Origin of the sequence: Fischerella sp. PCC 9605, from assembly GCF_000517105.1 — a bacterium.
Lineage (GTDB): Bacteria > Cyanobacteriota > Cyanobacteriia > Cyanobacteriales > Nostocaceae > PCC9605.
On sequence record NZ_KI912148.1, the window covers coordinates 2,176,483 to 2,201,424 of the forward strand.

The 24,942-nt window shown below is 43.5% G+C and carries 20 protein-coding genes and 1 pseudogene; 11 read left to right on the forward strand and 10 right to left on the reverse strand.

Annotated features, from left to right (window positions below):
• Positions 1-36: 36 nt before the first annotated feature.
• Positions 37-2,295, reverse strand: a complete 2,259-nt coding sequence (psaA, locus tag FIS9605_RS0111935) for a photosystem I core protein PsaA (RefSeq protein ID WP_026732789.1) — start codon at positions 2,293-2,295, stop codon at positions 37-39.
• Positions 2,296-2,881: 586 nt separating this feature from the next.
• On the opposite strand from psaA, the gene FIS9605_RS0111940 reads away from it, so the two are divergent.
• On the forward strand, positions 2,882-4,606 hold the full coding sequence (locus FIS9605_RS0111940; RefSeq protein WP_197036025.1) for a hypothetical protein: 1,725 nt from the start codon (positions 2,882-2,884) through the stop codon (positions 4,604-4,606).
• Positions 4,607-4,777: 171 nt separating this feature from the next.
• On the opposite strand, the gene FIS9605_RS46070 is transcribed toward FIS9605_RS0111940, so the two are convergent.
• A complete protein-coding gene (locus FIS9605_RS46070) occupies positions 4,778-4,909 on the reverse strand; it encodes a hypothetical protein (RefSeq protein ID WP_269321028.1) in 132 nt (43 codons plus the stop codon).
• 29 nt (positions 4,910-4,938) lie between these two features.
• Positions 4,939-5,856, reverse strand: coding sequence for a glutaminase (locus FIS9605_RS0111950; protein ID WP_026732791.1), 918 nt, complete (start codon positions 5,854-5,856; stop codon positions 4,939-4,941).
• Positions 5,857-5,931: 75 nt separating this feature from the next.
• Here FIS9605_RS0111950 and uppS point away from each other — a divergent pair, with 75 nt between their 5' ends.
• The 7 genes from uppS (at position 5,932) to FIS9605_RS0111985 (ending at position 12,493) form a co-directional block, all read left to right on the forward strand.
• A complete protein-coding gene (uppS, locus tag FIS9605_RS36895; RefSeq protein WP_051469978.1) occupies positions 5,932-6,621 on the forward strand; it encodes a polyprenyl diphosphate synthase in 690 nt (229 codons plus the stop codon).
• Positions 6,622-6,635: 14 nt separating this feature from the next.
• Positions 6,636-8,147, forward strand: a complete 1,512-nt coding sequence (locus FIS9605_RS0111960; RefSeq protein WP_026732792.1) for a thioredoxin-like domain-containing protein — start codon at positions 6,636-6,638, stop codon at positions 8,145-8,147.
• Between the two features lie 246 nt (positions 8,148-8,393).
• Positions 8,394-8,852: a KGK domain-containing protein gene (locus FIS9605_RS0111965; RefSeq protein WP_269321029.1), complete on the forward strand. Its 459-nt coding sequence runs from the start codon at positions 8,394-8,396 to the stop codon at positions 8,850-8,852.
• 121 nt (positions 8,853-8,973) lie between these two features.
• Positions 8,974-9,327: a DUF952 domain-containing protein gene (locus FIS9605_RS0111970; RefSeq protein ID WP_026732794.1), complete on the forward strand. Its 354-nt coding sequence runs from the start codon at positions 8,974-8,976 to the stop codon at positions 9,325-9,327.
• Positions 9,328-9,386: 59 nt separating this feature from the next.
• Positions 9,387-10,910: a sodium/glutamate symporter gene (locus FIS9605_RS0111975; protein WP_231510302.1), complete on the forward strand. Its 1,524-nt coding sequence runs from the start codon at positions 9,387-9,389 to the stop codon at positions 10,908-10,910.
• A gap of 9 nt (positions 10,911-10,919) precedes the next feature.
• On the forward strand, positions 10,920-11,108 hold the full coding sequence (locus FIS9605_RS0111980) for a DUF4089 domain-containing protein (RefSeq protein WP_026732796.1): 189 nt from the start codon (positions 10,920-10,922) through the stop codon (positions 11,106-11,108).
• Positions 11,105-12,493 (forward strand): AtzE family amidohydrolase, encoded by a 1,389-nt coding sequence (locus tag FIS9605_RS0111985; protein ID WP_026732797.1) that lies wholly within the window; start codon positions 11,105-11,107, stop codon positions 12,491-12,493. Before FIS9605_RS0111980 ends, FIS9605_RS0111985 begins: the two co-directional genes overlap by 4 nt.
• Before the next feature lie 210 nt (positions 12,494-12,703).
• Here FIS9605_RS0111985 and FIS9605_RS0111990 read toward each other — a convergent pair whose 3' ends face one another.
• From FIS9605_RS0111990 to FIS9605_RS0112015, 7 genes and pseudogenes are all read right to left on the reverse strand, one after another.
• The gene (locus FIS9605_RS0111990; protein ID WP_231510303.1) at positions 12,704-13,963 is read right to left on the reverse strand and encodes a HEAT repeat domain-containing protein; all 1,260 of its coding nucleotides are present in this window, start codon (positions 13,961-13,963) and stop codon (positions 12,704-12,706) included.
• Positions 13,964-13,976: 13 nt separating this feature from the next.
• Positions 13,977-14,384 carry a hypothetical protein gene (locus FIS9605_RS45145; protein ID WP_231510304.1) on the reverse strand — a complete coding sequence of 136 codons (408 nt, stop codon included), beginning with the start codon at positions 14,382-14,384 and terminating at the stop codon, positions 13,977-13,979.
• Positions 14,385-14,487: 103 nt separating this feature from the next.
• Positions 14,488-16,023, reverse strand: coding sequence for a recombinase family protein (locus FIS9605_RS36900; protein WP_231510305.1), 1,536 nt, complete (start codon positions 16,021-16,023; stop codon positions 14,488-14,490).
• A gap of 39 nt (positions 16,024-16,062) precedes the next feature.
• The gene (locus FIS9605_RS43990) at positions 16,063-16,431 is read right to left on the reverse strand and encodes a hypothetical protein (RefSeq protein ID WP_197036026.1); all 369 of its coding nucleotides are present in this window, start codon (positions 16,429-16,431) and stop codon (positions 16,063-16,065) included.
• Positions 16,432-16,550: 119 nt separating this feature from the next.
• Positions 16,551-17,891, reverse strand: a complete 1,341-nt coding sequence (locus FIS9605_RS0112000) for a CheR family methyltransferase (RefSeq protein ID WP_026732799.1) — start codon at positions 17,889-17,891, stop codon at positions 16,551-16,553.
• 216 nt (positions 17,892-18,107) lie between these two features.
• Positions 18,108-18,825: pseudogene (locus tag FIS9605_RS46420) on the reverse strand (hybrid sensor histidine kinase/response regulator); the annotation flags it as partial.
• A gap of 392 nt (positions 18,826-19,217) precedes the next feature.
• Positions 19,218-21,965 (reverse strand): HAD-IC family P-type ATPase, encoded by a 2,748-nt coding sequence (locus FIS9605_RS0112015; RefSeq protein WP_026732802.1) that lies wholly within the window; start codon positions 21,963-21,965, stop codon positions 19,218-19,220.
• A gap of 178 nt (positions 21,966-22,143) precedes the next feature.
• Here FIS9605_RS0112015 and FIS9605_RS0112020 point away from each other — a divergent pair, with 178 nt between their 5' ends.
• The 3 genes from FIS9605_RS0112020 to FIS9605_RS0112030 all read left to right on the forward strand — a co-directional run bounded on the left by FIS9605_RS0112020 (position 22,144) and on the right by FIS9605_RS0112030 (position 24,760).
• Positions 22,144-23,316 (forward strand): hypothetical protein, encoded by a 1,173-nt coding sequence (locus FIS9605_RS0112020; protein WP_026732803.1) that lies wholly within the window; start codon positions 22,144-22,146, stop codon positions 23,314-23,316.
• A gap of 33 nt (positions 23,317-23,349) precedes the next feature.
• Positions 23,350-23,484 carry a hypothetical protein gene (locus FIS9605_RS46075; protein WP_269321030.1) on the forward strand — a complete coding sequence of 45 codons (135 nt, stop codon included), beginning with the start codon at positions 23,350-23,352 and terminating at the stop codon, positions 23,482-23,484.
• 259 nt (positions 23,485-23,743) lie between these two features.
• The gene (locus tag FIS9605_RS0112030; protein ID WP_026732804.1) at positions 23,744-24,760 is read left to right on the forward strand and encodes a zinc-dependent alcohol dehydrogenase family protein; all 1,017 of its coding nucleotides are present in this window, start codon (positions 23,744-23,746) and stop codon (positions 24,758-24,760) included.
• Positions 24,761-24,942: the final 182 nt, after the last annotated feature.

Consider the following 24,942-nt stretch of genomic DNA (forward strand, 5'->3'; position numbering starts at 1 on the left):
TACTAACCACTAACCACTAACTGTTCAAGCCGATTACTAGCCTATTGAAAGGATGTGTGCGTGGAAGAATGCCCAGGTTGTGGCAATTCCTCCCAAGAGGTAGTGAGCTACCCCTACAGCCCGACCTTGAATGATGCTCAGAGCACGAGGCTGAATTGACGGTGCCACTTTCAGTTTATTATGTGCCCAGACAATGGACTCAATCAATTCTTGCCAGTAGCCACGACCACTGAACAGGAACATCAAGCTAAATGCCCAGACAAAGTGTGCGCCCAAGAACATCAATCCATATGCTGACAGCGCACTGCCATAGGAGTTGATGACTTGTACCGCTTGTGCCCATAAGAAGTCACGCAACCAGCCATTGATGGTGATGGCACTTTGGGCAAAGTTACCACCTGTAATGTGAGTTACATTACCAGCTGCGTCTACCGTTCCCCAGACGTCAGATTGCATCTTCCAGCTGAAGTGGAAAATTGCAATTGAAATGGTGTTGTACATCCAGAACAATCCGAGGAACACATGGTCCCAACCAGATACCTGACAGGTACCACCACGACCAGGGCCATCACAAGGGAAGCGGAAGCCTAAGTTTGCCTTGTCTGGAATCAGACGGGAGCTACGAGCAAACAGGAATCCTTTTAGAAGAATCAGAGCTGTGACATGAATTTGGAATGCGTGAATATGGTGGATCATAAAGTCCGCCGTACCCAACGCAATTGGCATCATTGCCACTTTGCCGCCTACAGCGAGGATACCGCCGCCGAAGGCATAGCTAACAGGTTGAAGCGCATTAGGTGCAGTTGCACCGGGAGCAATGGTGTGTAGGTTTTGTACCCACTGAGCGAACACAGGTTGCAACTGAATTGCCGCATCCGAGAACATGTCTTGGGGACGACCCAAGGCACGCATTGTGTCGTTGTGGACGTACAATCCAAAGCTATGGAAGCCAAGGAATATACATACCCAGTTCAGGTGAGAGATAATTGCATCTCTGTGACGGATTACCCGATCCAAAACGTTGTTTTGGTTAACTACGGGATCGTAGTCACGCACCATGAAGATAGCAGCGTGTGCAGCACCACCAACAATTAAGAAGCCACCAATCCACATGTGGTGAGTGAAAATGCAGAGTTGGGTAGCGTAGTCGGTTGCCAAGTACGGATACGGAGGCATCGCGTACATGTGGTGCGCCACGATGATGGTCAGTGAACCCAGCATGGCAAGGTTGGTTGCCAACTGAGCGTGCCAAGAGGTGGTCATGTTTTCATAGAGACCCTTATGACCATCACCAGTGAAGGGGCCTTTGTGGTTTTCTAGGATCTCTTTGATGCTGTGACCAATACCCCAGTTGGTACGGTACATGTGACCGGCAATGATGAATAATACTGCGATCGCCAAGTGGTGATGGGCAATATCTGTCATCCACAAGCCACCCGTGACTGGGTTTAGACCTCCCTTAAAGGTGAGGAAGTCAGCATATGTACCCCAATTCAATGTGAAGAAAGGCGCTAAACCATTCGCAAAGCTGGGATACAGTTCGGTCAACAAGTCTTTGTTCAAAATGAACTCGTGGGGCAACGGTATGTCCCTGAGGGGCACTCCCGCATCCAAAAGCTTGTTGGTAGGCGCAGATACGTGAATTATGTGTCCTGCCCAGCCCAAAGAACCACAACCTAGCAAAACTTGCAAGTGGTGATTCAACATTGACTCGGCGTTCTGGAACCATTCCAACTTGGGAGCGCGCTTGTGGTAGTGGAACCAGCCGGCAAACAAGAGTAAGCCTGCTAATACTAGACCACCAATCGCAGTGCAGTACAGTTGGAACGAGTTGGTAATACCCCAACCACGCCAAACTTGGAACAAGCCAGAAGTAATTTGAATACCGTGGAAGCCGCCGCCGACATCCCCATTCAAAATATCTTGACCAACGATTGGCCAAACGACTTGAGCGCTAGGTTTGACGTTCAGAGGGTCGCTCAACCAAGCTTCATAGTTTGAAAAACGAGCGCCATGAAAAATCATCCCGCTCAGCCACAAAGTCACTACTGCTAAGTGACCGAAGTGTGCTGCGAATATCTTGCGGGAAATGTCTTCTAAATCGCTTGTATGTGTATCAAAATCGTGGGCGAGTGCATGTAGGTTCCAAATCCACGTAGTGGTTTTGGGACCTTTAGCTAGAGTTCTGTCGAAATGTCCTGGCTTAGCCCACCTCTCAAATGAAGTAGGAACCGGGTCGTTATCGACTATTACTCTTGCTTTTTTTTCCTCTCGCTCCGGAGGACTTATTGTCATTCGACCTCCTCTCTTAAAAGGGACTGAGGAATTATGTTTGCCACAAGCTGTCTTCTTAGCTTTAGTTAAATTTAGCCGCATCCTCCAGAAAGAGGGTGGAGCAGCGATGAAGACTCTATGTGGAGAGTGGTTTCTGTTGAATTATAAAGTCTTCTCTCACACATTGTTGGAGACATTTTAACAATAATTCAAAATCCTTGGAGTAATTGTGTAATCTGCTTTTCGCTTTTAAAAGACTTGTCAAAAAGTCAATAGTTTCTCTATTTATTTTACAAACGGAAACAATTCGCAAACTTTATAGTTCTATTTAGAGCAAATCATCTTAATCACCTTTATTTTGGTTACAGCATTCTTACCAAATAGCGTGTATTTCCGTTATGAGGATTACTAAATCATGGTTAAATTACTATTAAGAAAAATAGTTATTTTCCTTACATAAGATTAAGTTATGCTGAAATAAGCAAATTGACACTCAGATTCTTCAGGCAAGAGCAAGGCAAATTTTAGCCTTTGGGTCGTAGTTATAATGGATAGTCTGAGCCACAATAATCTGTCAGTTGTTAAATGAGTATCATCGGTGGAAAGTATGAACTCCTGGCGGACAGCGGCTTTAACTCTCCTAAAGTCGCTAATGGCATTGGTTTTGGTATTGAGTTTAACCAGTTGTGGTGAGAAAGCTGTTAGCCAAGAACCGTTTGGTAAGTTGCGAGAAAGTCCTCAAATTACAACCAAGCAATTCTCAGAAGTTGCCCCACCAGCGGTCATTCAAGAACTACGTCAAAGTTTGGAAGTTTATCAACCCCAGGTATCAATACTTACTCCCCAGTCAGATGAAGTCCTTCAAGACAACACGGTTGCAGTCCGCTTTCAGGTAAAAGATTTACCTATATATAAGGACTCACAACTAGATATGGGTCCCCATCTGCACGTAATTCTTGATAATGAACCATATATAGCTGTCTACGACCTCAAGCAGCCTCTGGTTTTATCTGACTTGTCTCCAGGTACCCATACCCTACGTGTATTTGCCTCCCGTCCTTGGCACGAAAGTTTTAAAAATGAAGGCGCTTATGCCCAAACGACATTTCACATTTTTACTAAAAGCGATGACAATAACCCCGATCCAGCCTTACCCTTGCTAACCTACAGCCGTCCCAAAGGCAGCTATGGGGCAGAACCTATTCTGCTAGACTTTTACCTAACTAACGCCCCATTACACTTGGTAGCTAAAGATAACCCCAACGACCAATTTGCAGATTGGCGGGTTCGCTGCACAATTAATGGTGAAAGTTTCGTTCTCGATCGCTGGCAACCAGTTTATCTCAAAGGCTTTAAGCCAGGTAAAAACTGGGTGAAACTGGAATTTCTCGACAACCAAGGCAACCCCGTCAAGAATGAATTTAACAGTACGGTTCGGCTGATAACCTACGAACCCAAGGGTAAAGACACCCTTTCTAAAATCGTTAGAGGAGAACTGTCAGCAGATCAAGTTCGCTCAATTGTAGATCCTAGTTACACAGCGAAGCTACCAACTGCTGAACCTACACCCACTCCTACAGCAACGCCTACACCTGAACCTACACCAGAAATACAGCCCAAAGAAGAAAAACAACCCGTTCTTGAAATAAAACCCACTCCCACAGCAACACCTACACCTGAACCCACACCAGAACCACAGCCTCAAGAAGAAAAACAGCCAGTTCCTGAAATAGAACCTCAACCAGCACCATCAACACAACCAGAAAAACCGAGATTTGGCGGATTTTTCAATCGTCGTGCAGGCAAAATGCCCACACCACCACAAACAGTGGAACCATCGCCGAGTGTATCTCCTACTCTGCCAGAGATTATTGAGACTCCAGCACCACAACCAGAAGTAACAACCGAACCAAAAGCAGCTGAAGAAGTACCAGAAAAACAGCTAAATCAGCCAGAGAAACCGAGATTTGGCGGATTTTTCAATCGTCGTGCAGGCAAAATGCCCACACCACAACAAACAGTGGAACCATCGCCGAGTGTGTCTCCTACTCTGCCAGAGATTATCGAGACTCCAGCGCCAGAAACAACAGAAGAACCACAGGTAGATGTTTTACCAGAAGCAGATCCACAATTATTACCTCAAAAAGTTGCTCCCCAGTCACAAAAACCAGAATTAGGACGATATTTCAATCGCCGTCAGTACCCCAATGCTGCACCATCACCTAGTTTGCCGTATGCTCAACCAAAGATGATTCAGCCATCTGCACCGGAACCATTGGAAAACACACCCACACCTGAACAACCAAGCAGCGAAACCCAAAATCAATCGTGACTGTGTTTGCTGAAAGCTGAACTAATACTTTCTTGGTACAGGCAGAGTAGAGTATCTACTCTGCCATTTTTTTATAGATAAAGTAAAAAATTTTGATGCTCTGGTTTAAATGTAGAAAAAAAGAAGTCATTCGTATCCGCCTTAAGCCGAGAAAAGATTTCAACCGGTAGATCAGTTTACATCTTGCACCACCGGAGGCAGAGCCTCCAAACCCTCGTTACCAGGTTGAACCTGGCAGGTGAGAACTAGAGCCTCTGGCTCTCGCAATCGAAAGATTTCGGGCAGTAGATAAGACGATCGCATCTAAAATTAGATCCAGCTATCAGTAATCACTAGCCTGCAAAGATACTCAACCGCAACCGTTGAGATAAAGCTTCGACAAAGCCAAGTGCTGCTACAGGATTACCCGCAGGATCTAAAGGAGGACTGTAACAGGCGATCGCTCCCTCTGTTGGTACTATTGCCAAAAGTGTACCGCTGATACCTGATTTCATCGGTAGACCAATCCGCAAAGCATACAAAAAAGAATCCTCATACAGTCCACAGCTAAACATCAGCGTGTTGACAATCTGACGATGCTGCGGTGATACCAATCCACTTTCACAAGCCAAAAGCTTTCCCAAACGGGCTAAGTATTCTACCTTTCCAGATAGACAGCATATCTGTTCGTATGTGTCAAGAGCAGCTTCTAAATCATTTACATATCCAGCTTGGGCAAGATATTGGCTAATCGCTCGATTAGTTTGAGAGCCTGCTGAACGTACCGAAGCGAGCATGACTTCATCTAACTTGAACTGACAACCTGCGATTTGATTCAGCCATTGACAGAATTTTTGAGTGCGATCGCTAGCGTCTTTTCCTGGTAATTTATCAGCGAGAGTAATTGCCCCACTATTGATCATCGGATTGCGGGGATAGCCGCCATCAGCAATTAGCTGTTCTAGAGAATTGAAACTAGCATGAGATGGTTCAATGCCAACCCACTCAAAAACCATCTCTACTCCCAGATGTTCTAGCAGATACAGCAGTGAAAACGGCTTAATGGCACTCATCAGCGGAAAAACACAACTTGTATCGCCGACACTGAAACTTTTTCCTGATGCACAGCAGATGTGAACTGCAAACCAATGGGAATTAGCCACAGCCAATCGCGGAATGCGATCGGCAACTCGTCCTTGAGATGCTTGCAATTTGGCATGTTGTATGCAGGCTAATAACTCAGTGGGAGTAAGGGTTTCCAGTTTTCTCAAAGTTGCCACAGCCTCAAGCGATTGATCGGTAAAGTAAAGAAGAAAACGTAACTAAGTATTCGGCCAAGCTCCAAAATGCTTATTCCCAAACACGTTGGTTTTATTATGGATGGTAATGGACGCTGGGCAACTCAGCGTGGACTTCCTCGTAGTGAAGGTCATCGTGCAGGCATACAACACATTCTTACAATAATAGATATTTGTCACAATCTAGGTGTGGAAGTAGTCTCAGCTTATGTCTGGTCAACAGAAAACTGGGAGCGATCCCAAGCTGAAGTTCAGGCTCTCATGTATAGCATTCAAATCTTAGGGCCACAACTAGCTCAAAAACTACACGATAGGCAAGTGCGTATTATCCACAGTGGTAGCCGACAAGGTTTATCCAAAGCAGTACTTAAAGTTATCGATGATGCTGTGCAATTGACAAAAGATAACGGTTCCCGAATTCTTAACCTCGCTTTTAATTACGGTGGACGAGCAGAGTTGCTTCAAGCAGTCCGTCGAGCGATCGCTCAGCAAACCTCACCAGAAACCATTACAGAAAAGACAATCGCAGACTCTTTGTATACAGTTGGACTCCCCGATGTAGATTTAATCATTCGTTCGGGTGGTGACAAACGTATGAGCAACTTTCTTCTGTGGCAGAGCGCCCATGCGTGGTTATACTTTGCTGAGAACTACTGGCCTGCACTTTCGCAGCACGATATTGAGCAAGCCATCAAAAGTTTTGACCAAGGATTGGTAAGACGTCAGAATGATATTTAAAGGAGCAAGACTACATGACTCCCCGTGTAAGAGCGCCAGAACTACCGCAAAACTATGCTTGGCTTAATACCGAAAAACCCCTGTCCCTTCAGCAACTCCGGGGTAGAGTCATAATTTTAGACTTTTGGACATACTGCTGTATCAACTGTTTGCATGTTCTTCCAGATCTGAAATATTTAGAACAGAAATACAAAGATAGCCTCACAGTTATTGGCGTACACAGCGCTAAATTTGACAACGAAAAGGAAATAGACAACATCCGCCAAGCCATTCTACGCTACGACATCGAACACCCAGTTTTAGTAGATAGTGGTTTCAGAGTTTGGCAAAGTTATGCCGTGCGTGCTTGGCCTACCTTGATGGTGATCGATCCAGAAGGATACGTAGTTAATTACGTATCTGGAGAAGGTAATCGTGATTTTTTAGATCAACTAATAGACAAATTAATTCACCAACACCAAGAGAAAGGCACTATTAACTTTCAACAACTGCAACTAACTTTAGAAAAACAACGCCAATCATTAATTACACCGCTTGCTTTCCCAGGTAAAGTCTTAGCAACAACAGCAGGATTGTTCATCGCTGACTCTGGACACCACCGCTTGGTTATGAGTACCTTGGACGGAGAAGTTTTGGATTTGATTGGTACAGGAAAACCTGGGTTAACTGATGGTTCCTTTCACGAAGCGCAATTTTTTGCACCTCAAGGAATGACATTTGATGCAGAAAATCAGATTTTATATGTTGCTGATACAGAAAATCATGCGCTGCGACGTGTAGACTTGAAGCGCCAAGTAGTGGAAACCATTGCTGGAACAGGTGAACAAAGCCGCAATATCCATCCGCATAGTGGTAATGGTTTAGAAACAGCGCTTAATTCTCCTTGGAATTTACAAAAGGTAGGAAATAGTTTGTTTATTGCAATGGCAGGCCCGCACCAAATTTGGGAAATGGACTTAGAAAGTAAAATCGTCAAAACCTATGCTGGTACGGGTGCGGAAGGTTGTGTGGATGGCACACTTACCGAATCTGCCTTTGCTCAACCCAGTGGCATTACTACAGATGGGAAAGAATTATACATTGCTGACAGCGAAGTTAGTTCTATTCGAGGTATCGGACTAGTAGAACCAAAACAAGTACGAACCGTTTGCGGTAGCGGTGCATTATTTGGTTTTGGTGATGTTGATGGACAAGGTTCTGATGCGAGGTTGCAACACTGCTTGGGAGTAGAATACGCTCAGAATTACTTGTGGGTTGCCGATACTTACAACCACAAAATTAAATTAGTAAGTCCTATTACAGGTAATTGTCAAACAGTATTAGGAAATGGTGCAGCCGATCTGCAAGACGGTCAAGGTAAAAATAGCAGTTTTTATGAACCTTCAGGACTGAGTGTTACTGGTTCTTATTTATATATTGCTGATACTAATAATCATGCTATTCGTCGTGTAGATTTAGATACTTTCACAGTAACAACATTACAATTTTCTGGCTTGTGCGCTCCAGATATATGTATTCCAAATTGAATTAATATTTATACTGTTTCTCTAAAAAACGACTACAAATTTTCTTGGCTTGTAGTAAGCACTTAAGTGCTTACTACGAACTATGTGTAGTTCTAGTTTTGAGAATCACTTCTTGAACTAGCAATTTGTAGTGAATGTTTCAGCATTAATTGCAAACTGATAATTATGATGTTATTTTTTCAAAGTTTTAACTAATTGGATGTCAAGTAATTGGCAGAATATCTTAGAAATTATGTTTAAAGTATTGTGGTTGTTGCCCAATACAAACTAACTTCGTTTGATATTGATATGAGCGATAAAATTATACCGCTAGATTGTGATGATGTTGTACTTTTGGGAAATGATACATTTAAAGCTAGTAGACTAAAAGAGCTAGTAGATAAACAAATTAGACAAAGATTACACCGATGCGTTTATGAATCTAATAGTCTTGAACCTGGTATTTCTATATTTGAATTATTTAATTTAATATCTCTGAGTGAACATCATATCAAACTACGTGAAATTCAATACAAGTATGTGATAAATTGCCAAGTATTAAGAATTGGCAGTCAAGGGTGGCAGAAAGGAAAACTAAATATAGAGGTATGTATTTTATCTCTTGATCCTAATCTGAATCAAATTTATTTGGAATTTTACCCTGAAGAAGCGATTGAATATGACCCTATTTTCGATGATATTTGCAAAATCATCGCTGAAAATTAGGTAATTTGATCAAAAATAAAATATAGTTTTCTTTGTGTCTTCGTGTCTTGGTGGTGAAAAAATCAAGTTTTATTAACCACCAAGGCACTAAGACACAAAGTACAATAATTTATCAATCACTATGAATACCATTCTTCACATAACGCGAGGGGAGAAATGGAAACAAGCGCAACTAGCAGGTATGTATAGGGCTGATAGTCTCGATTCTGAAGGCTTCATTCACTGTTCTACACCCAAGCAAATAATTAAAGTTGCTAATAATTTTTTTGCCAATCAAAAAGGATTGGTACTTCTATTTATTGATTCCGATCAAGTTAAAGCGGAAATTCGTTATGAAGCGGCTGAGGTAGACGAACTATTTCCTCATATTTATGGTGCTTTGAATATTGATGCTGTTTTCAAATTTGTTGATTTTAATCCAGGAAAAGATGGATTTTTTCAAATGTGCCCAGAGTTACAAAAAATATCTGAGTAGATGACATGGCATTTGTGACGGTGCGATCGCCATAAAATTGGGTTTGCAGATTCTGCGTAATGGTAACATTACGCCAAGAATATTATAGAAACGCTAATCTTTGCGTTTATGCAACTGCCCATTACCAAAAATCGCCAAAAACTGCCATGTTCAAACTCATAGATGTATTTTGGGCTTATACTTTTATTGCTATATTAATCCTCGTTGGGCGGTTGATTAGGCAACGCCTCCGGTTACTGCGATCGCTATACATACCTAGTTCGGTTGTCGCTGGTATAGTTGCTTTGCTACTGGGGCCAGCTGCTTTCGGTGCGATCGTCAAAGCACTAAATCCAGAATCTCCACTTGTCAACGGTTTATTTTCTGAAACTGTGCGGACGGTTTGGTCACAGTCTCCTAGCATTTTTATTAATATCGTCTTCGCGACTATATTTCTTGGACAGTCTATTCCGGGATTGCGAGAATTTTGGCGTCAAGCTTCACCCCAAGCGGCTTTTGGTCAAACTCTCGCTTGGGGACAATACGTAGTAGGGTTGATACTAGGAATTACCGTGTTAACACCAGTTTTTGGCTTGCCTCCCATTGCAGCATGTTTAATTGAAGTTGCCTTTGAAGGCGGACACGGAACCGCAGCAGGGATGGCGCCAACTTTTATAGAATTGGGCTTTGCGGCTGGGCCAGATTTATCTCTAGCTTTGGCGACGGTGGGGCTTGTCTCTGGGGTGATTACAGGTACATGGTTAATACACTGGGGACGCCGCACAGGGCGTGTGCAAGTCAGCCGCGAACCGCTAGTAGAGTTGGGAATGCAAGAGGAAAATCTCTCAGATGAACCCCATGCGATTAAAGTTGCGAGAGAAAATTTATTCCGCGAACTACTTATAGACCCATTGTCACTCAACTTTGGTTTTGTGGGATTGGCGATCGCTTTCGGTTGGCTAATCTTGGAAGCATTGCGTTTAATAGAGTTGATGACTTGGGGTAGAGGAGACGGACTAAAGCTAATACCCTACGTACCCCTATTCCCGATCGCACTCATCGGCGGGATAATTGTGCAGTATTTGCTAGTACGTACTGGTCGTAGCTACTTGATTAGCCGTCCCCTGATCGAACGCATTGGCGGATTGGCGTTAGATGTCACAATTGTCACAGCACTAGCAACGATTTCTCTATCTGTGTTGGGTGAAAATTTCGCTCCTTTCATGATTTTGTCTGTTGCTGGCATCACTTGGAATGTGTGTGCCTTTCTTTTTCTGGGCCCCCGTCTGCTACCTTTCTACTGGTTTGAACGCGGAATTGGTGACATGGGACAATCGATGGGAGTGACTTCTACTGGGTTATTGCTATTGCGGATGGTTGATCCGGATAATCGTTCCGGCGCTTTTGAGAGTTTTGCTTATAAACAATTGCTTTTTGAACCTATTGTTGGTGGAGGACTATTTACCGCTGCTGCACCGCCTTTAATTGCTAAATTTGGTTCGCTGCCGATTTTGCTGCTGACATCATTAATTTTGGCATTTTGGCTGATCTTTGGTTTTTATAACAGCAGACAACTGCGGAAGCATGATTTAACAGTCCAGTAAGGTAAGAAGATGGAAAGTCAAGGTTTTGATGCAGGTGAATATGTTGAACAAATGGCTGCGTTGTTGGATTTACAATTGCCTGATGAGTATCGGGATGGGGTGGTAGCAAATTTTGAGAGAATTAGAGCGATCGCCCAAGTGGTAAATTCCTTTCCTCTACCTGAAGAAGTTGAAGTAGCACCCGTGTTTGAACCATGAATCTAGATTCAGCAGATGCTGTATCTATCGCCACAGCAGTGCGCCAAGGTAAAATTAGCGCGGTAGAAGTTACAAAAGCTGCCTTACAAAGAATTGCAGCCCGAGATCGCGAACTCAACTGTTTTACCGCAGTGACAGCTGAAACTGCTTTAGCAGATGCAGACAGAATTGACAGAGAAATTGCCCAAGGTAAAAATCCGGGGTTACTTGCTGGTGTACCTTTCGCCGTTAAAAATCTTTTCGATATTGCTGGAATCACGACGCTTGTAGGTGCAAAAATCAATGCTGAAAACCCACTAGCAAATCAAGATGCAACGGCGGTAGCACGATTGAAACAAGCAGGTGGGATACTTGTAGGCGCATTAAATATGGATGAGTACGCCTATGGGTTTGTGACGGAAAACTTCCATTATGGTGCTACTCATAACCCCCACGATCTCAAACGGGTAGCTGGTGGTTCGTCGGGTGGTTCGGCGGCGGCGGTGGCTGCTGGGTTGGTTCCGCTGACACTGGGTTCTGATACTAATGGTTCAATTCGTGTACCCGCTGCTTTGTGTGGCGTTTTTGGTTTCAAACCAACTTATGGAAGGTTATCTCGTGCTGGCGTAGCTTTATTTTCCAGCAGTTTTGACCACATCGGCCCCTTTGCCCGTTCAGTACGGGATATTGCCACAGCTTTTGATGTGCTGCAAACAGAAGATGAACGCGATCCGGTTTGTACAAAACGTCCACCTGTAGAGACGCGCCATGGCGCGTCTCTACAAAATATAGATGGTATCAGAATTGCGATCGCCGATGATTATTTCCGTAAAGGAGCAAATGTTGAAGCTTTGGAAGCAGTGCAAAAAGTAGCAGATGCTTTGAACGTCGCTGAGTATGTAACTATACCTGAAGCACATCGCGCCCGTGCCGCAGCGTTTGTAATTACAGCTTGTGAGGGGGCAAATCTGCATTTGGAGAAGTTGCGTCAACGTCCGCAAGACTTCGATCCAGCGACGCGCGATCGCTTTCTTGCGGGTGCGTTAATTCCTAGTAGTTGGTACATCCAAGCGCAGCGATTTAGGAGATGGTTTCAAGATAGAGTTCGCGAAATCTTTCAGAAGGTAGATGTAATTATTGCCCCAACTACACCAATTTCTGCACCATTAATTGGACAACAAACCATGATTTTAGACGGTGAAGAAATTCTCGTCCGTCCTCATTTAGGATTATTTACTCAACCATTATCATTCATTGGTTTGCCTGTTTTATCAGTGCCAATTCAACGCTCAAATGCTTTACCGTTGGGAGTACAATTAGTAGCCGCACCCTATCATGAAGAACTAATTTTACGAGTTGCAGCAGTTTTAGAAGCAAGGGGTGTGATATCAGCACCTGTTGTATAGAAAAAGCATTAAATGAATTTACTTGAGAGATTTAAGGTTGTTCTGCTAGACATGAATGGTACGTTTATGTTTGAGGGCGATCGCTTTTCTGAGGATTAAAGCCAATCGGGTAAAGTAGCAATCAGGCAGAGGCAGTTATTAATGATTTACTAGATTTGGGATTTTTTTAATATCTGCTTGATTGCATTATGTAACGCGAAAATTAATAGATCACCGCTTCTTCTTTTTAGAATTTTTTGATTTACTTTGTGAAGTAGCAACACGACCAAAACCTTTACTTGGTAATGCTTGAAGAGACATTGTCTTTTCTACATTTTCAACAGATAAAGGTGATGCTTCTGATTTTAATTGGCTCGTCTCTACTTTTAAAGTGGCAGCTGCAATTTCTTGCTCATCAACAGAATTTTTACTTCCAGATTGTGGTTGATCATTTGTAGTGGTAGATTCAACATTTTGCAGAATTTCTGGCTTTACATCAGAGGTAACATCTTCAATTAGTTGTACATCATTTGAGGATATATTCACAAATTTTGCGACATCATTAATAACCACATCAAAAGGTTGCTGAACTTTATCTGCAACTACATCCTCTATGTGCTGAACATCATCAGCAATTTCATCTTCAAGCTTTTGTTCATTGTCAGAACAAAAATTCTCTGTCTGCAAAACTTCTTCTGTGGCTATATTTTCTATTTTCTGAATATCATCAATAATTACTTCTTCAAACTGTTGTTTATCATTTAAATCAATATTCTCAGCTTGGGGTACTGTATCCGAACTCACATCGGTAAACAGTGGTATCTCATCGGAAGTGACACCCAAACTTTCACATACATCATCCCAAGTACCTGCTATCTCTTCAGGCACACTTTGCGCGACAAAAGCACTTTTAATTACTGCTGCTGATTCTACTGCTTGTAACTCAAGCAATGAAGCAACAATAAAACCATTGAGTTCTTTAGGGTTTTTATCAAAAATTTTCAGTTGTTGAGTCAGTACATCAATACATTTTTGACGTGTATTGGGATGCTGTTTACAAATTTCTTCTAAGCTGTTGATAGCGGTAATACGCGGAAAAACTCCGTGCGATTCATCAGCTAAATACGTTTGTAATTTAGGGATAGCAACTGCACCAATCATGCCGTAAACTTTTGGCATCTCTTCGTTTACCCAGTCGCTATCTTCCAGTTGATGAAATAGATGCATCAATGGTTCTATTGCTGCTTCTGCCTGCAATTGCCCCAATGCACGCCATGCATGGATAGGGGCCCAAACCTCCAAACTTGCAGAATCTGCCCCATTCAACTCTTGATCTACTGCCATCCTGATTAAATCAGGGATGTGTTCTGTACCCAGACTTAATTCTGCGATATAGTCATACTTGCTTGTAATTGTATGACAATTACCGAAGGTCAGCAGTTTATCTACAGGTGGTTGATAAATGGTGCGATTCGTCATTTGATTGGGCATCTTGATACTCCTTTCAAAAACGCAAGTTCTGGAGTTCTCCAGCTTTGAGCTTTTGGAATTGTAAGAGTGTATCGGGAAGGTTAGGAAACAGATAAAGCCCGGTTGATTCATCCTTGCTAATGGCGATCGTTCCGTTATGAATGCGATCGTAGATCCAGTGGGGTGAAAGTTCTAAAGACTGGGCAACTTGAGGAACCGTAAGATAACCCGAAATCTCGCGGGGATGAGACTGGCTACGGTTTTGAAAAATATGATGTTTAAGCCGGATAGTTTTGACTGTACTGGGCAGGAGAGTTTTGCATAGTGGCGATCGATAACCTTGTGCCGTCAGTTGTTGAGCGATAACTTGGTCATCAATACTTTGTTGGCTCAAACTAACAACCTGAGTTTCCAATTCCTGGGCATTGGTGAGTTCAGCCAATGAACCAACTGGGATTGGCAGGTCAACATTAGTAGTGTCACCACCTTTCCAAATAATCCGAGTGCGAACTGTATCACGTGCAACACGATGAATGACGACCTTATCAATGAGGCAGCGTAGCAGAGATTTTTTTTTGCACTTGTGTCAAGGTGCCACTGTGCCAAAGTTCAGGGAGCCTTTGTCCAATGTTAATAAAAGCAGTTTTGAGTTCTTTTGGTAGGTGATCTACTGTTTGAGGCTGCTGACGTTGAGCATAGTTTTCTTGGGCAAGTTTTAGTTCGCGTAAAGCGTTTTCCCAACGCTGTTCTAGTTCGGCCGCTACCAATCGGTTATCCGGGTCAACCCGGTTAAACTGTCTTTCTGCTAGTGCTACTTGATACTGTAAACGTTGTATTTGTTGAGAGTGCGCTCGTTCCACTGTCTCTTGAGACTGCTGTTGGGTTTTGACAGCTTTGTGATAAGCATCTAGCTCTACAACTGACAAAGCTTCTAAAAAGGCATTGACTACGTACTCATCAATTGCATCAGCAGGAATATACTGACAAACAGGCACACGATACTGCTGCCGTAAGGAGTTACAAATATAGCGGGTTGCGCCTTTGTACTGGACAACCATCTTGTGACCACATTCACCACAGTAAACTATCCCATGCAGTAATGCTGCACCAGGGCGAGGGATACCACGAGTTTTATTGCGGTCATACTCAGCATAATTATCCATAAGCTGTGCCTGATTACGCTCGTAGGTTTGCCAACTGATGTAAGCTGGATATACGTCATTGACTCGGATTTTCCATTCGGCCATTGGCAATTGCTTTTGTTGTGGCTGATTTGAAACCAAACCACGTTTGAGAGTACGTGTACGTCCATATACAAATGCACCAGCGTAGGCAGGATTTTTCAGAATTGAGATGATACTTGCCACGCTAGGCTTGCGCCAGAAAATATCACCAAAGCGATTTCTCCGTGGAAGCAACAGCCCTTCACTGTTGAACGTCTGCAACACTTTGGAAGCTGACTTACGTTGCCCAAAAATCTCAAACACTAAGTTAATTCGGTTAATCACCTCACGATTTGGGTCTTTCTGCACCACTCCCAGTTCATCACGAACCAAACCCACAGGTAAGGTGAGTGCCAGTTCACCACGCCTGGCTTTGCTAAGAATCCCAGCACTTAAGCGGGAACGAATCGTATGCAACTCTACTTCGGAAATTTGTCCTTTGAGTCCCAACAATAATCGACCATTGGCACTACTTGGATCATAAACCCCATCTCTGTCAGCAATCAAACAACCTCTGTAACCACACAAGTCCAGCAAGGGATACCAATCTGAGCAATTACGTGACAGGCGAGTAACATCATAAGAGAGGATAATCCCTACTAATCCTAAAGTTACCTGGGCTAACAGTTCTTTAAAGCCTGGTCGCTGTTCTGCGCTGGCGGCGGTAATACCTAGATCAGTGTCAATTACCTCAATGTTATTATCCGACCAGCCCAGTTCTATAGCTCGCTGACGCAGAGCGTATTGCAGACGCAAACTCTCCTGATTGCTGATTAATTGATGTGGGGTAGACTGACGAATGTAGATTATCGCTTTGCGGTTCAGGTGTTGGAGTGTTACTAGCTCTGAGGTACTCATAAATTACCTCCTGGAAGACGGTTTGTAGTTCGTCTGTGATTACTTCTTGGAGTGCTGGGGTGAGGCGTTCCCAGATCTCACGGGGTGGGATTGACATAAAACCTCACATTGTTTGGCTAACGTGACTAACTCAGTCACACTCTCTAATGTGAGCTTAGTACGTAAATACTGTTTTGGGAGAGCTAATTGGGTTGCTGATAAAGGAATGCGTAAGCGCATATGACCTCGATAGGCTACTACCGCATGACCCTCACCACTTGGCGGGGTTGATATGGATATCACTGCAAACCTTCGCCCAAATAGTGGGTGCATCACATCAGTTACTTCTATGTCAGTTAAGTTTGCTGATGGGTTCTTGAGATGGGCATTAAGTAATGGTTTCGTTTGAAAGTTTTGCTCAACAATCAAGTATCAGACTATAGCAGAATTTTTTTCCTTTACGCCAAATATGTATGTTTCTAAAGATGAAAGTCCTGGCTAAGAAGTTGCATCTCATGGTGTACAGTTTCTAGTTCCTTTTGAGTAAGCTATAGTTCTTGATAAGTAGTATTTAATGTATCTTTTGTTAACTGTAGTTCCTGGGTAAGGCTTGCTAGCTTGATATTTGAGCTTTCAAGTTCATTCTCAATCTCTTTATAGTGGGTGACATCAAAAAAAGTGAGATTTGCAGCAATGAGAGTATGACTCGGATCTGATATTGGTGTAATGTGGATGTTTAGATAAATTGTGCCGTCGTCGGTTTTCCACTCTACATTTTTTAAGGCGATCGCGCGGCGATCGCGCTCTAGCTGTCTGAGCAAAGTCATTGAATTTACAACTCGCCCTATCTCTAGATCTCGCACTGGCGCGCCTAAATCACTAGATTTCAGTGTAAACAGGGTGTTAGCCTGTTCGTTAGCCATAATTAAGCAGCCGTTGCGAGCCACTACTAGTTGGGGAAATGGACTAGACTCAAAGGCAGCTTGCCAAATGCGGATCTGGGTGTTTAAAGGGTCAACAGCTTTCTTGTTGCCAGTCTTGGTTCGGATCAGCAACTGGTCATCCAAAGTCAGATTCTCCCCTTTAGTAAAAATGCGATGCTTTAGACTGATAGGGGTGAAGATTGGTCTCTCGTTGGTCAAGCTTTCTGAGTTGCCCAGGAAGAGAAAGCTTTTATCAGTCAAGGCAAAATGAAAGCGAACCAAAATAGTTGCTTGGGTTTCGGGTTTGAAGTAGATTAGGACGTTGCGGCACACGAGCAGATCAATTTTGGACATGGGCGGATCAACAGCCAGATTGTGACGACCAAAAATGATTGGGGAGCGCAGTTTGGAGTGAAAAACATACCGCTGGTCGATTTTCTCAAAGTATTTAGACAGTAGGTCACTTGGAATGCCTGCTACCTCGTTTTCACTATAACTGGCTTGCCGTGCTTGTTTGAGCGCATCTTCATCTACATCCGTGGCGAAAATTTGCACTCGCTGCAAATATTGCTTGATGCCAAGGGCTTCCGCCAGTAACATAGCTAGTGTATACACTTCCTGTCCAGAAGCACAGCCAGCACTCCAAACTCGAATTCGTTCATACGGCTGCTTATGTGTAATGATTTGGGGAATGATTTTGTTAGCTAAATAATCCCAAGCATCGCGATCGCGAAAAAAGCCAGAACAGTTGATTAAGACAGTGTCAAACAAGGGAGTGCACTCTTCAGGATGTCCCTGTAAATATTGCAAGTAGTTCGTATAGTTTTCAATTCTTAACTGCTGCATCCGGCGTTGGAACCGACGCATCAAAGAAGCACGCTTGTAACTCGTCAGATCGCAACCACAGTTTTGCTTGAGGTAATCTAACAAAGCTTCAAAATCTGGGTTGTAATCTGATGTATTCATTTTATATGGCTTCCTGTTATTCAAGAGGGAACAGGGAACGGGGAATAGGGAACAGAGGGTTTCTCTTGGGGATTTATACCCCACCTAAAACATGCACTTATAGAAGTGGGGTCTCTTGCTCCCGGAAGGGGAACAGAAAATAGAAAAAACTGTTTCCTGTTCCCTGTTCCCTATTCCCTTCTTCGATAAAACTTTAATTATTTTTTTATATCTTCCTTAAAGATTAACGCTAATCAAGGGCAGCTTGACGGTAAATGTTGCACCCTGCCCAACTCCATGACTTTCGGCATAGATTGTGCCACCGTGGAGTTCTACTAAGTGATGGGCGATCGCCAGTCCTAGCCCTAGCCCGCCTTTTGAGCCTGACGATTGACGAAAAGTGTCAAAAACATGGGGTAGAAACTCGGCACTAATACCAACGCCATTGTCACTTACCACAATCTGGGCTTGAGTTTCGTTACCCTCAAGACGAACCTTAATTCTTCCTCCTTGAGGAGTAAATTTGACGGCGTTGGTAAGTAAATTTAAGACAATTTGTTGTAATCGGTCTGGATCGCCTTGGACTGTCGTTGGTAAAGGGTCAAGTATACACTCTAGGTGAATGTCTTTGGTTGCTTGAGCTTGATTTAAGCTAAAGCAAATTTAATTTGCATATTGAATTTTTTCAAACTCTTGTGGGGTGGGCATCTTGCCCGCCCAGATCATGCAACTTAAATGTGGAACAGCTTACTGTGGCGATCGCAGCTTCAATTACTCCTTGCAGTTCAACTGGCTGGAGATTCAGGCTAATTTTACCCGCTGTGATGCGCGAGATATGATGAGCTAAAACACGGGTGACAAGTTCTTGGGCAGAGAAGGGTTTGATCGGATAATCGTCAGCCCCAGCTTGAAGTCCTTCAATTACAGATTCTTCTCCGGCACGTGCAGACAGCAGGTCGAAATAGTTTCTGAGTTCACCGAAATAGTTTTTGAGTCTGCCGAAATAGTTTTTGAGTTCGCCGAAATAGTTTTTGAGTCTGCCGAAATAGTTTTTGAGTTCGCCGAAATAGTTTTTGAGTCTGCCGAAATAGTTTTTGAGTTCGCCGAAATAGTTTTTGAGTCTGCCGAAATAGCTTCCCCTGCTTCTGTTCTCCCCTCGCACCAAAAACTTATAATGGTGTGTTAGCCTTTAGCGTAACGCAACGGCAATAAAGGGGGAGGAAAATCCACACCCCTTTTTGCCTCCCCTACGTATCTTTTCAAAAATAAAATATTAGTTCTATATTTAAATAAAAATTAGGTGGGTTACTCCCACCCTGATATACTCTTGGCGTGAATTTTAAGTCCTCAATTCGGAGGGTCAATCTTATTTACCACTGCCGCCCAAATAATCATTGGTGAACCCACAGCTAAACAGAACAACCACTGCTGAAAATTCAATGGCGCTGTTTCAAACACCTGATTAATCAAAGGCACGTGAGCAAAGATGATTTGCAAAATTATAGCTCCAACAATTCCAAAACCAATTGCCGGAATATCCACATTCTCTTCAATCGTACCATCCATCTTGGCAATCAAATTCGGTATTAGTTGACTAATACTCAACAGATAAAAAATCCGCCCTGCAATCAAAGAATTTATCGCCATCGTCCGGGCTAAATTTAAATTACCTGTGGTGTACTCAATATATTCAAAAACCCCAAAGATAACAATCCAGTTAAACAGAGAAATTGCCAAAATCCGCTTCATCCGGCTACTCGAAAGTAACGGTTCGTTGGGATGACGAGGCGGCTGTTTCATCACGTTTTTTGCCTTTGGTTCAAAAGCTAAAGGCACTGTCATCGTGATAGAATTCAGCATATTTAACCAAAGAACTTGTAACGACAAAATCGGCAACTCTCTTGACAACAAGGTGCTTAACAAAATTGTCATTGACTCCCCACCATTGACAGGGAGAATAAAATAAATCGCTTTTAAAAGATTCTTGTAAACCGCCCGTCCTTCTTCCACCGCTGCTTCAATCGAAGCAAAATTATCATCGGTAAGCAGCATATCCGCTGCTTCTTTAGCAACTTCCGTACCAGCACCGCCCATCGCAATACCAATGTCTGCTTGTTTTAATGCAGGTGCGTCATTGACACCATCCCCAGTCATAGCGACTATCTCGCCTTTTGACTGCAAAGCTTCCACTAAACGCAGCTTTTGTTCTGGTGCAACACGAGCAAATACTACACCTTCTTCTGCTACATGTGCCAATTCTTGTTTATCCATCTGTGCTAGTTCTGCACCAGTAAATGCCAGAACAGAACCATTTTTATTAATTCCCATGCGTCTAGCTATTGCTTGGGCCGTTACAGCATGATCGCCCGTAATCATCTTGACTTGAATTCCCGCTTCTTGACAGGCTTGTACTGCTTTCGTTGCACTTTCGCGAGGTGGATCTATCATCCCCTGCAATCCTAAAAAAATTAAGCCAGTATCAATATCGCCATGATCTACTGTGATTTGATCGTTGCTTACTGACTTTTTTGCCAGCGCTAGTACTCGCAACCCCTGCCGTGCCATAATATTCACTTCTCGCTCAATCGTTGTTTGGCGAAAAGTTTCTACACAGTCTATAGGGTGGGGTTGTCCATCAGTACTTAGCAACAGCGTACAGCGCTTGAGAATTGCCTCTGCTGAACCTTTGACATAAATAATCTTACCCCTGGGAGTTTCGTGCAAAGTTGCCATGTACTGAAACTCAGACTCAAAGGGTATTCCATCCAGTCTAGGCATTTCGTTTGCTAAGGCAGACTGGCTAAAACCTGCTTTTTTCGCAGAGGTAATTAATGCCCCCTCTGTTGGATCGCCAACTACTACCCACTTGCCATTCTTCTTTTCTAAGTGAGAATCATTGCACAATAATCCGGCGATCAGGCATTCTTGTAAACCTTTCTCGCTGTTCAAGCTAATTGGTTGGTCATTTACCAGGATTTCTCCTTCTGGTGCATAACCTACACCAGTAACTTCATACTGATGTCCTCCCGCGTAGATTGCTTGCACAGTCATCTGATTTTCTGTCAGGGTGCCAGTTTTATCAGAACAGACAACAGTCGCACTCCCTAAAGTCTCCACTGCTGGCAACTTGCGAATGATCGCGTGCCGCTGCGCCATGCGGGAAACACCAATTGCCAGTGTTACTGTCACTACTGCTGGTAGTCCCTCGGGAATGGCACTGACGGTTAAAGTTACAGCCGCTTCTAGGGCATCTTGCAAATCTCTATAGCTGAGTCCCACCACAAACGTCAGGGTTGCCAATCCCAATACCACCCGTAACCAACTTTGGCTGAATTTATCAAATTTCCGAGTTAAGGGTGTGGAAAGGTCGGTATGACGTTCCATTAGTTGGGAAATTCGACCTGTTTCGGTGGCATTTCCTGTGGCAACTACAATACCCATCGCTTGTCCAAAGGTGACGAAACCACCTGCATAAGCCATATTTTTACGCTCAGCCAAGGGAGTGTCAGCCTTTAAAATTTGGGTATTTTTTTCTACCGCTACTGACTCACCTGTGAGTGCTGATTCATCAACTTGTAAATTTCGTACTTGCACTAACCGCAAATCTGCTGGCACTTTGTCACCAGAGGCAAGCATGACTAAATCGCCTGGTACTAACTCTCGGGATTGTACGCGTAATTTCTTACCATCACGAATCACAGTAGTTTCTGTAGTAATGGCTTTGGCTAGTGCCGCGATCGCACTTTCAGCTTTGGATTCCTGTATAAATCCAATGATGGCGTTGGTGGTAGTAACACCCCAAATCACCCCAGCATTCACAAAACTGCCTGAGATCGCTTTGACTAATCCCGCACCCAGCAAAATTATCAGCAGTGGCTGGTTAAATTGCAGCAAAAATTTCAACCACCAAGGTTTGCCTTTCTTCGCTGTTAGTTCATTCGCACCAAAATCAGTTAACCGCCGTTTCGCCTCAACACTACTCAAACCTTTTTCTAAGTCAGTTTCTAAGTAGGCGATCGCTGTCGCAGTTTCTAAAGTATGCCAAACTTTGGGCTGCTCTTGGGGCAGTCCGACTGAAGATATAGTTTGAACCATAACTTAATTCTTTTTAAAGGTGTTATCTTATATATAACACTCTTAATTAGTGCTAAGCTTGATTCTGCACTAAAATCATTAAATGATTGTTATCATATTTTTCAATACTTGCTGTCTTGTATAAGCAATGAGTATGCTTGCCATAGAGGTGAGGCTCAAATTCGGAAGGCAAAAACGCGTGAACTTGGAACTGTCTACCCCCTTAGAGTTAATAGGACGTTCGGCGGAATTTCAGCGGATAGTTGAGGTTCTGGCAGAAGATGGTGACTTGCTGATTGCAGGAGTACCCGGAAGTGGACGGCGTACCTTGGTACGAAGGGCAGCTTTGGCAGTGGGGGTGATCGCACTAGAGATAGACTGTATTCGCGCCACGGATGGAGAGAGATTTGTGCAATTGCTGGCAGAAGCGATCGCCCAAAGTTTCGATGCAGTCAAAATTCAAGACTGGGTTAATAACAGCGGTAAGGAATTTTTCAGCTTTCACGCAGAAGAGATCCCTCCAACTCCCCTTGAAATGGGGGGCGATGTTCCCCCCTTATTAAGGGGGGATAGGGGGGATCAATCCATATCAAACAGCGGCAAACTGATACTAATTCGCTCCCTTAACCAAAAGCAGTTATGGCAAGCATTTGAAACCTTACTTGAGTTACCCCAAATCTTAGCGGAACCTCAAGACAAGCGAGTAGTCCTGATTTTGCAGAGTTTTCCCCACATCCGTTCATGGGATCGTCATGGTTTGTGGGAAAACACACTGCGGCGAGAAATTAACCAACAAACTCATGTAAATTATGTGCTAATAGCAACGATTGCCGAAATAACCCACCATTCTGAAGAAACTAACCATCCACTGGAAATTGTCCAGTTACCACCTTTAGCGAAAGATGTTGTCGCAGTCTGGGCAAGAGAGATTTTACAGACAGTAGGATTAACATTTGATCCTCGCTCAAAAGCACTGCAACTATTTCTAGATGCGGTACAAGGACACATTGGCGATGCCACGGCAATAATTCGTCGCCTGCAAGCGTTGCGCCGTCCCGATGGATTAATCACTGAACAAGAAGTACAGCAAGCAGTTGCAGAATTGCTCAAAGATTTATCTATCATCTTTGAGTCCTTATTAATGCTACTCCCAAGCAATCAAGTCCATCTTTTAGAATGTTTGGCTACCGACCCCACTGAGAAACCCCAAAGCCGAGAGTATATTCAAAAACATGGTCTTTCTCGTGGCGGCAGTCTTCAGGGCGCACTAAATGGACTTCAGCACAAAGGCTTGATTTACGGTGCTGAACAACACTATCAGCTAGCATTACCTTTACTAGCTTTATGGTTACGTCAGCGTTTGACTGGATAAAATCGAACCTAGCGCTCTGTTGAATACAAAAACATGAATATTGCAATCCGTCAATTACAAGCCAGAGATCGTGGTTTTCGTGCTGAAATCATTGGAGTGGCAATGCACAGACCTAATGAAGCGGGATACAATCGCCCTGATGTTTTTGTGCTGGATGATTGGCGTTAGTTTAGTACGGCTTTGCGTAAAATAGTAGCATTTGAAACGCAGAGGGTCGCGGAGGTAAACGCACGCCTGTAGCAGAGTTTTGATACAAAAGTTTTGCTATGAACTTATGTGATGTTGTGCTTATACCAAGTTGTGTTCAGATATAGCAATTTGTGCCCTCTCCCCCTCCCCTCTCCCAATTTGGGAGAGGGGTGCCGACAGGCGGGGCGAGGGAAGTACTATTTTTAACTGCAACCTAGTATTTTAACAAAGAAGTTTTATGAAAGTTTACGAACTTCAAAGTAAGGCAGGCATTGATGCACTGAAATTGGTTGAACGACCGGAACCCAGACCCGAATCAGGCCAAGTTCTTGTGCGCGTAAAGGCAACGTCCTTGAATTACCGTGACTTGATTGTTGCTGAAGGAAGTTATGGATCTGGACAGAAATACCCTCTGATTCCTATGTCCGATGGTGCGGGTGAAGTTGTAGCCGTGGGTGAAGGGGTAACACGAGTAAAAGTAGGCGATCGCGTGGCGGGAATTTTCTTTCAAGCCTGGATCGATGGTCAACTCAACCGAGAGAAGATGAAATCGGATTTGGGGGGTGGTATTGATGGCATGCTGGCTGAATATGTCGTTTTACACCAAGATGGATTAGTAATAATACCTGACCACCTATCCTACGAAGAAGGTGCTACCTTACCCTGTGCAGCCGTTACAGCATGGCATGCCTTAGTAACTAAAGGTAATATCGGTGCAGGCGAAACCATCTTATTACTCGGTACAGGAGGAGTATCTATATTTGCCCTCCAGTTTGCCAAGATACACGGCGCGAGGGTAATTATTACTTCTAGCAGCGACGAGAAATTAGCACGCGCTAAAGAATTAGGCGCTGATGAGACGATTAACTATAAAATAAATCCCGATTGGGAAAAGAAAGTTTATGAACTCAGCGATCGCACTGGTGCAGATCATGTAGTAGAAGTAGGTGGCGCTGGGACTTTACCAAAATCTCTGCAAGCGGTGCGAATTGCAGGACGTGTTAGCTTGATTGGTGTACTCTCTGGTAGAGGAGCACAGGTAGATCCTTTACCCATACTCTTTAAAAGTCTAACAGTACAGGGGATTTATGTAGGTAGTCGGAAAATGTTTGAGGCAATGAATCAGACAATTTCTCAGCATCAAATCAAACCCGTAATAGATAGGGTGTTTCCGTTTAGCGAAGCGCAGGCTGCTTACCGTTACCTGCAAAGTGGATCTCATTTTGGAAAAGTGGTGATTCAAGTGAGTAGTTAGATCCTTGGTGTCTTAGTGTCTTGGTGGTGAAAAAATTTTATTTAACCACCAAGGCACCAAGACACGAAGAAAGCATTGTAATTTAATAATAAGAAAGTGGTAGTAAGTAACTTACTACCACAAACGTTTACTGTGCAAAAACGTATTTTGTAGGGTGGGCATTGCTAACCCTACATAATTTA

What these genes read in the sequence shown, in the direction of transcription:
- FIS9605_RS46070 (WP_269321028.1), bottom strand. Translation starts at nt 4,909, where the DNA reads ATGCGATCGTCTTATCTACTGCCCGAAATCTTTCGATTGCGAGAGCCA.
- FIS9605_RS46075 (WP_269321030.1), top strand. Translation starts at nt 23,350, where the DNA reads ATGAATATTGCAATCCGTCAATTACAAGCCAGAGATCGTGGTTTTCGT.
- uppS (WP_051469978.1), top strand. Translation starts at nt 5,932, where the DNA reads ATGCTTATTCCCAAACACGTTGGTTTTATTATGGATGGTAATGGACGC.
- FIS9605_RS0111990 (WP_231510303.1), bottom strand. Translation starts at nt 13,963, where the DNA reads ATGCCCAATCAAATGACGAATCGCACCATTTATCAACCACCTGTAGAT.
- FIS9605_RS36900 (WP_231510305.1), bottom strand. Translation starts at nt 16,023, where the DNA reads ATGAGTACCTCAGAGCTAGTAACACTCCAACACCTGAACCGCAAAGCG.
- FIS9605_RS0111970 (WP_026732794.1), top strand. Translation starts at nt 8,974, where the DNA reads ATGAATACCATTCTTCACATAACGCGAGGGGAGAAATGGAAACAAGCG.
- FIS9605_RS0111975 (WP_231510302.1), top strand. Translation starts at nt 9,387, where the DNA reads ATGGTAACATTACGCCAAGAATATTATAGAAACGCTAATCTTTGCGTT.
- FIS9605_RS0112000 (WP_026732799.1), bottom strand. Translation starts at nt 17,891, where the DNA reads ATGAATACATCAGATTACAACCCAGATTTTGAAGCTTTGTTAGATTAC.
- FIS9605_RS0111940 (WP_197036025.1), top strand. Translation starts at nt 2,882, where the DNA reads ATGAACTCCTGGCGGACAGCGGCTTTAACTCTCCTAAAGTCGCTAATG.
- FIS9605_RS0111960 (WP_026732792.1), top strand. Translation starts at nt 6,636, where the DNA reads ATGACTCCCCGTGTAAGAGCGCCAGAACTACCGCAAAACTATGCTTGG.
- FIS9605_RS0112030 (WP_026732804.1), top strand. Translation starts at nt 23,744, where the DNA reads ATGAAAGTTTACGAACTTCAAAGTAAGGCAGGCATTGATGCACTGAAA.
- FIS9605_RS0111985 (WP_026732797.1), top strand. Translation starts at nt 11,105, where the DNA reads ATGAATCTAGATTCAGCAGATGCTGTATCTATCGCCACAGCAGTGCGC.
- FIS9605_RS0111980 (WP_026732796.1), top strand. Translation starts at nt 10,920, where the DNA reads ATGGAAAGTCAAGGTTTTGATGCAGGTGAATATGTTGAACAAATGGCT.
- FIS9605_RS0112015 (WP_026732802.1), bottom strand. Translation starts at nt 21,965, where the DNA reads ATGGTTCAAACTATATCTTCAGTCGGACTGCCCCAAGAGCAGCCCAAA.
- psaA (WP_026732789.1), bottom strand. Translation starts at nt 2,295, where the DNA reads ATGACAATAAGTCCTCCGGAGCGAGAGGAAAAAAAAGCAAGAGTAATA.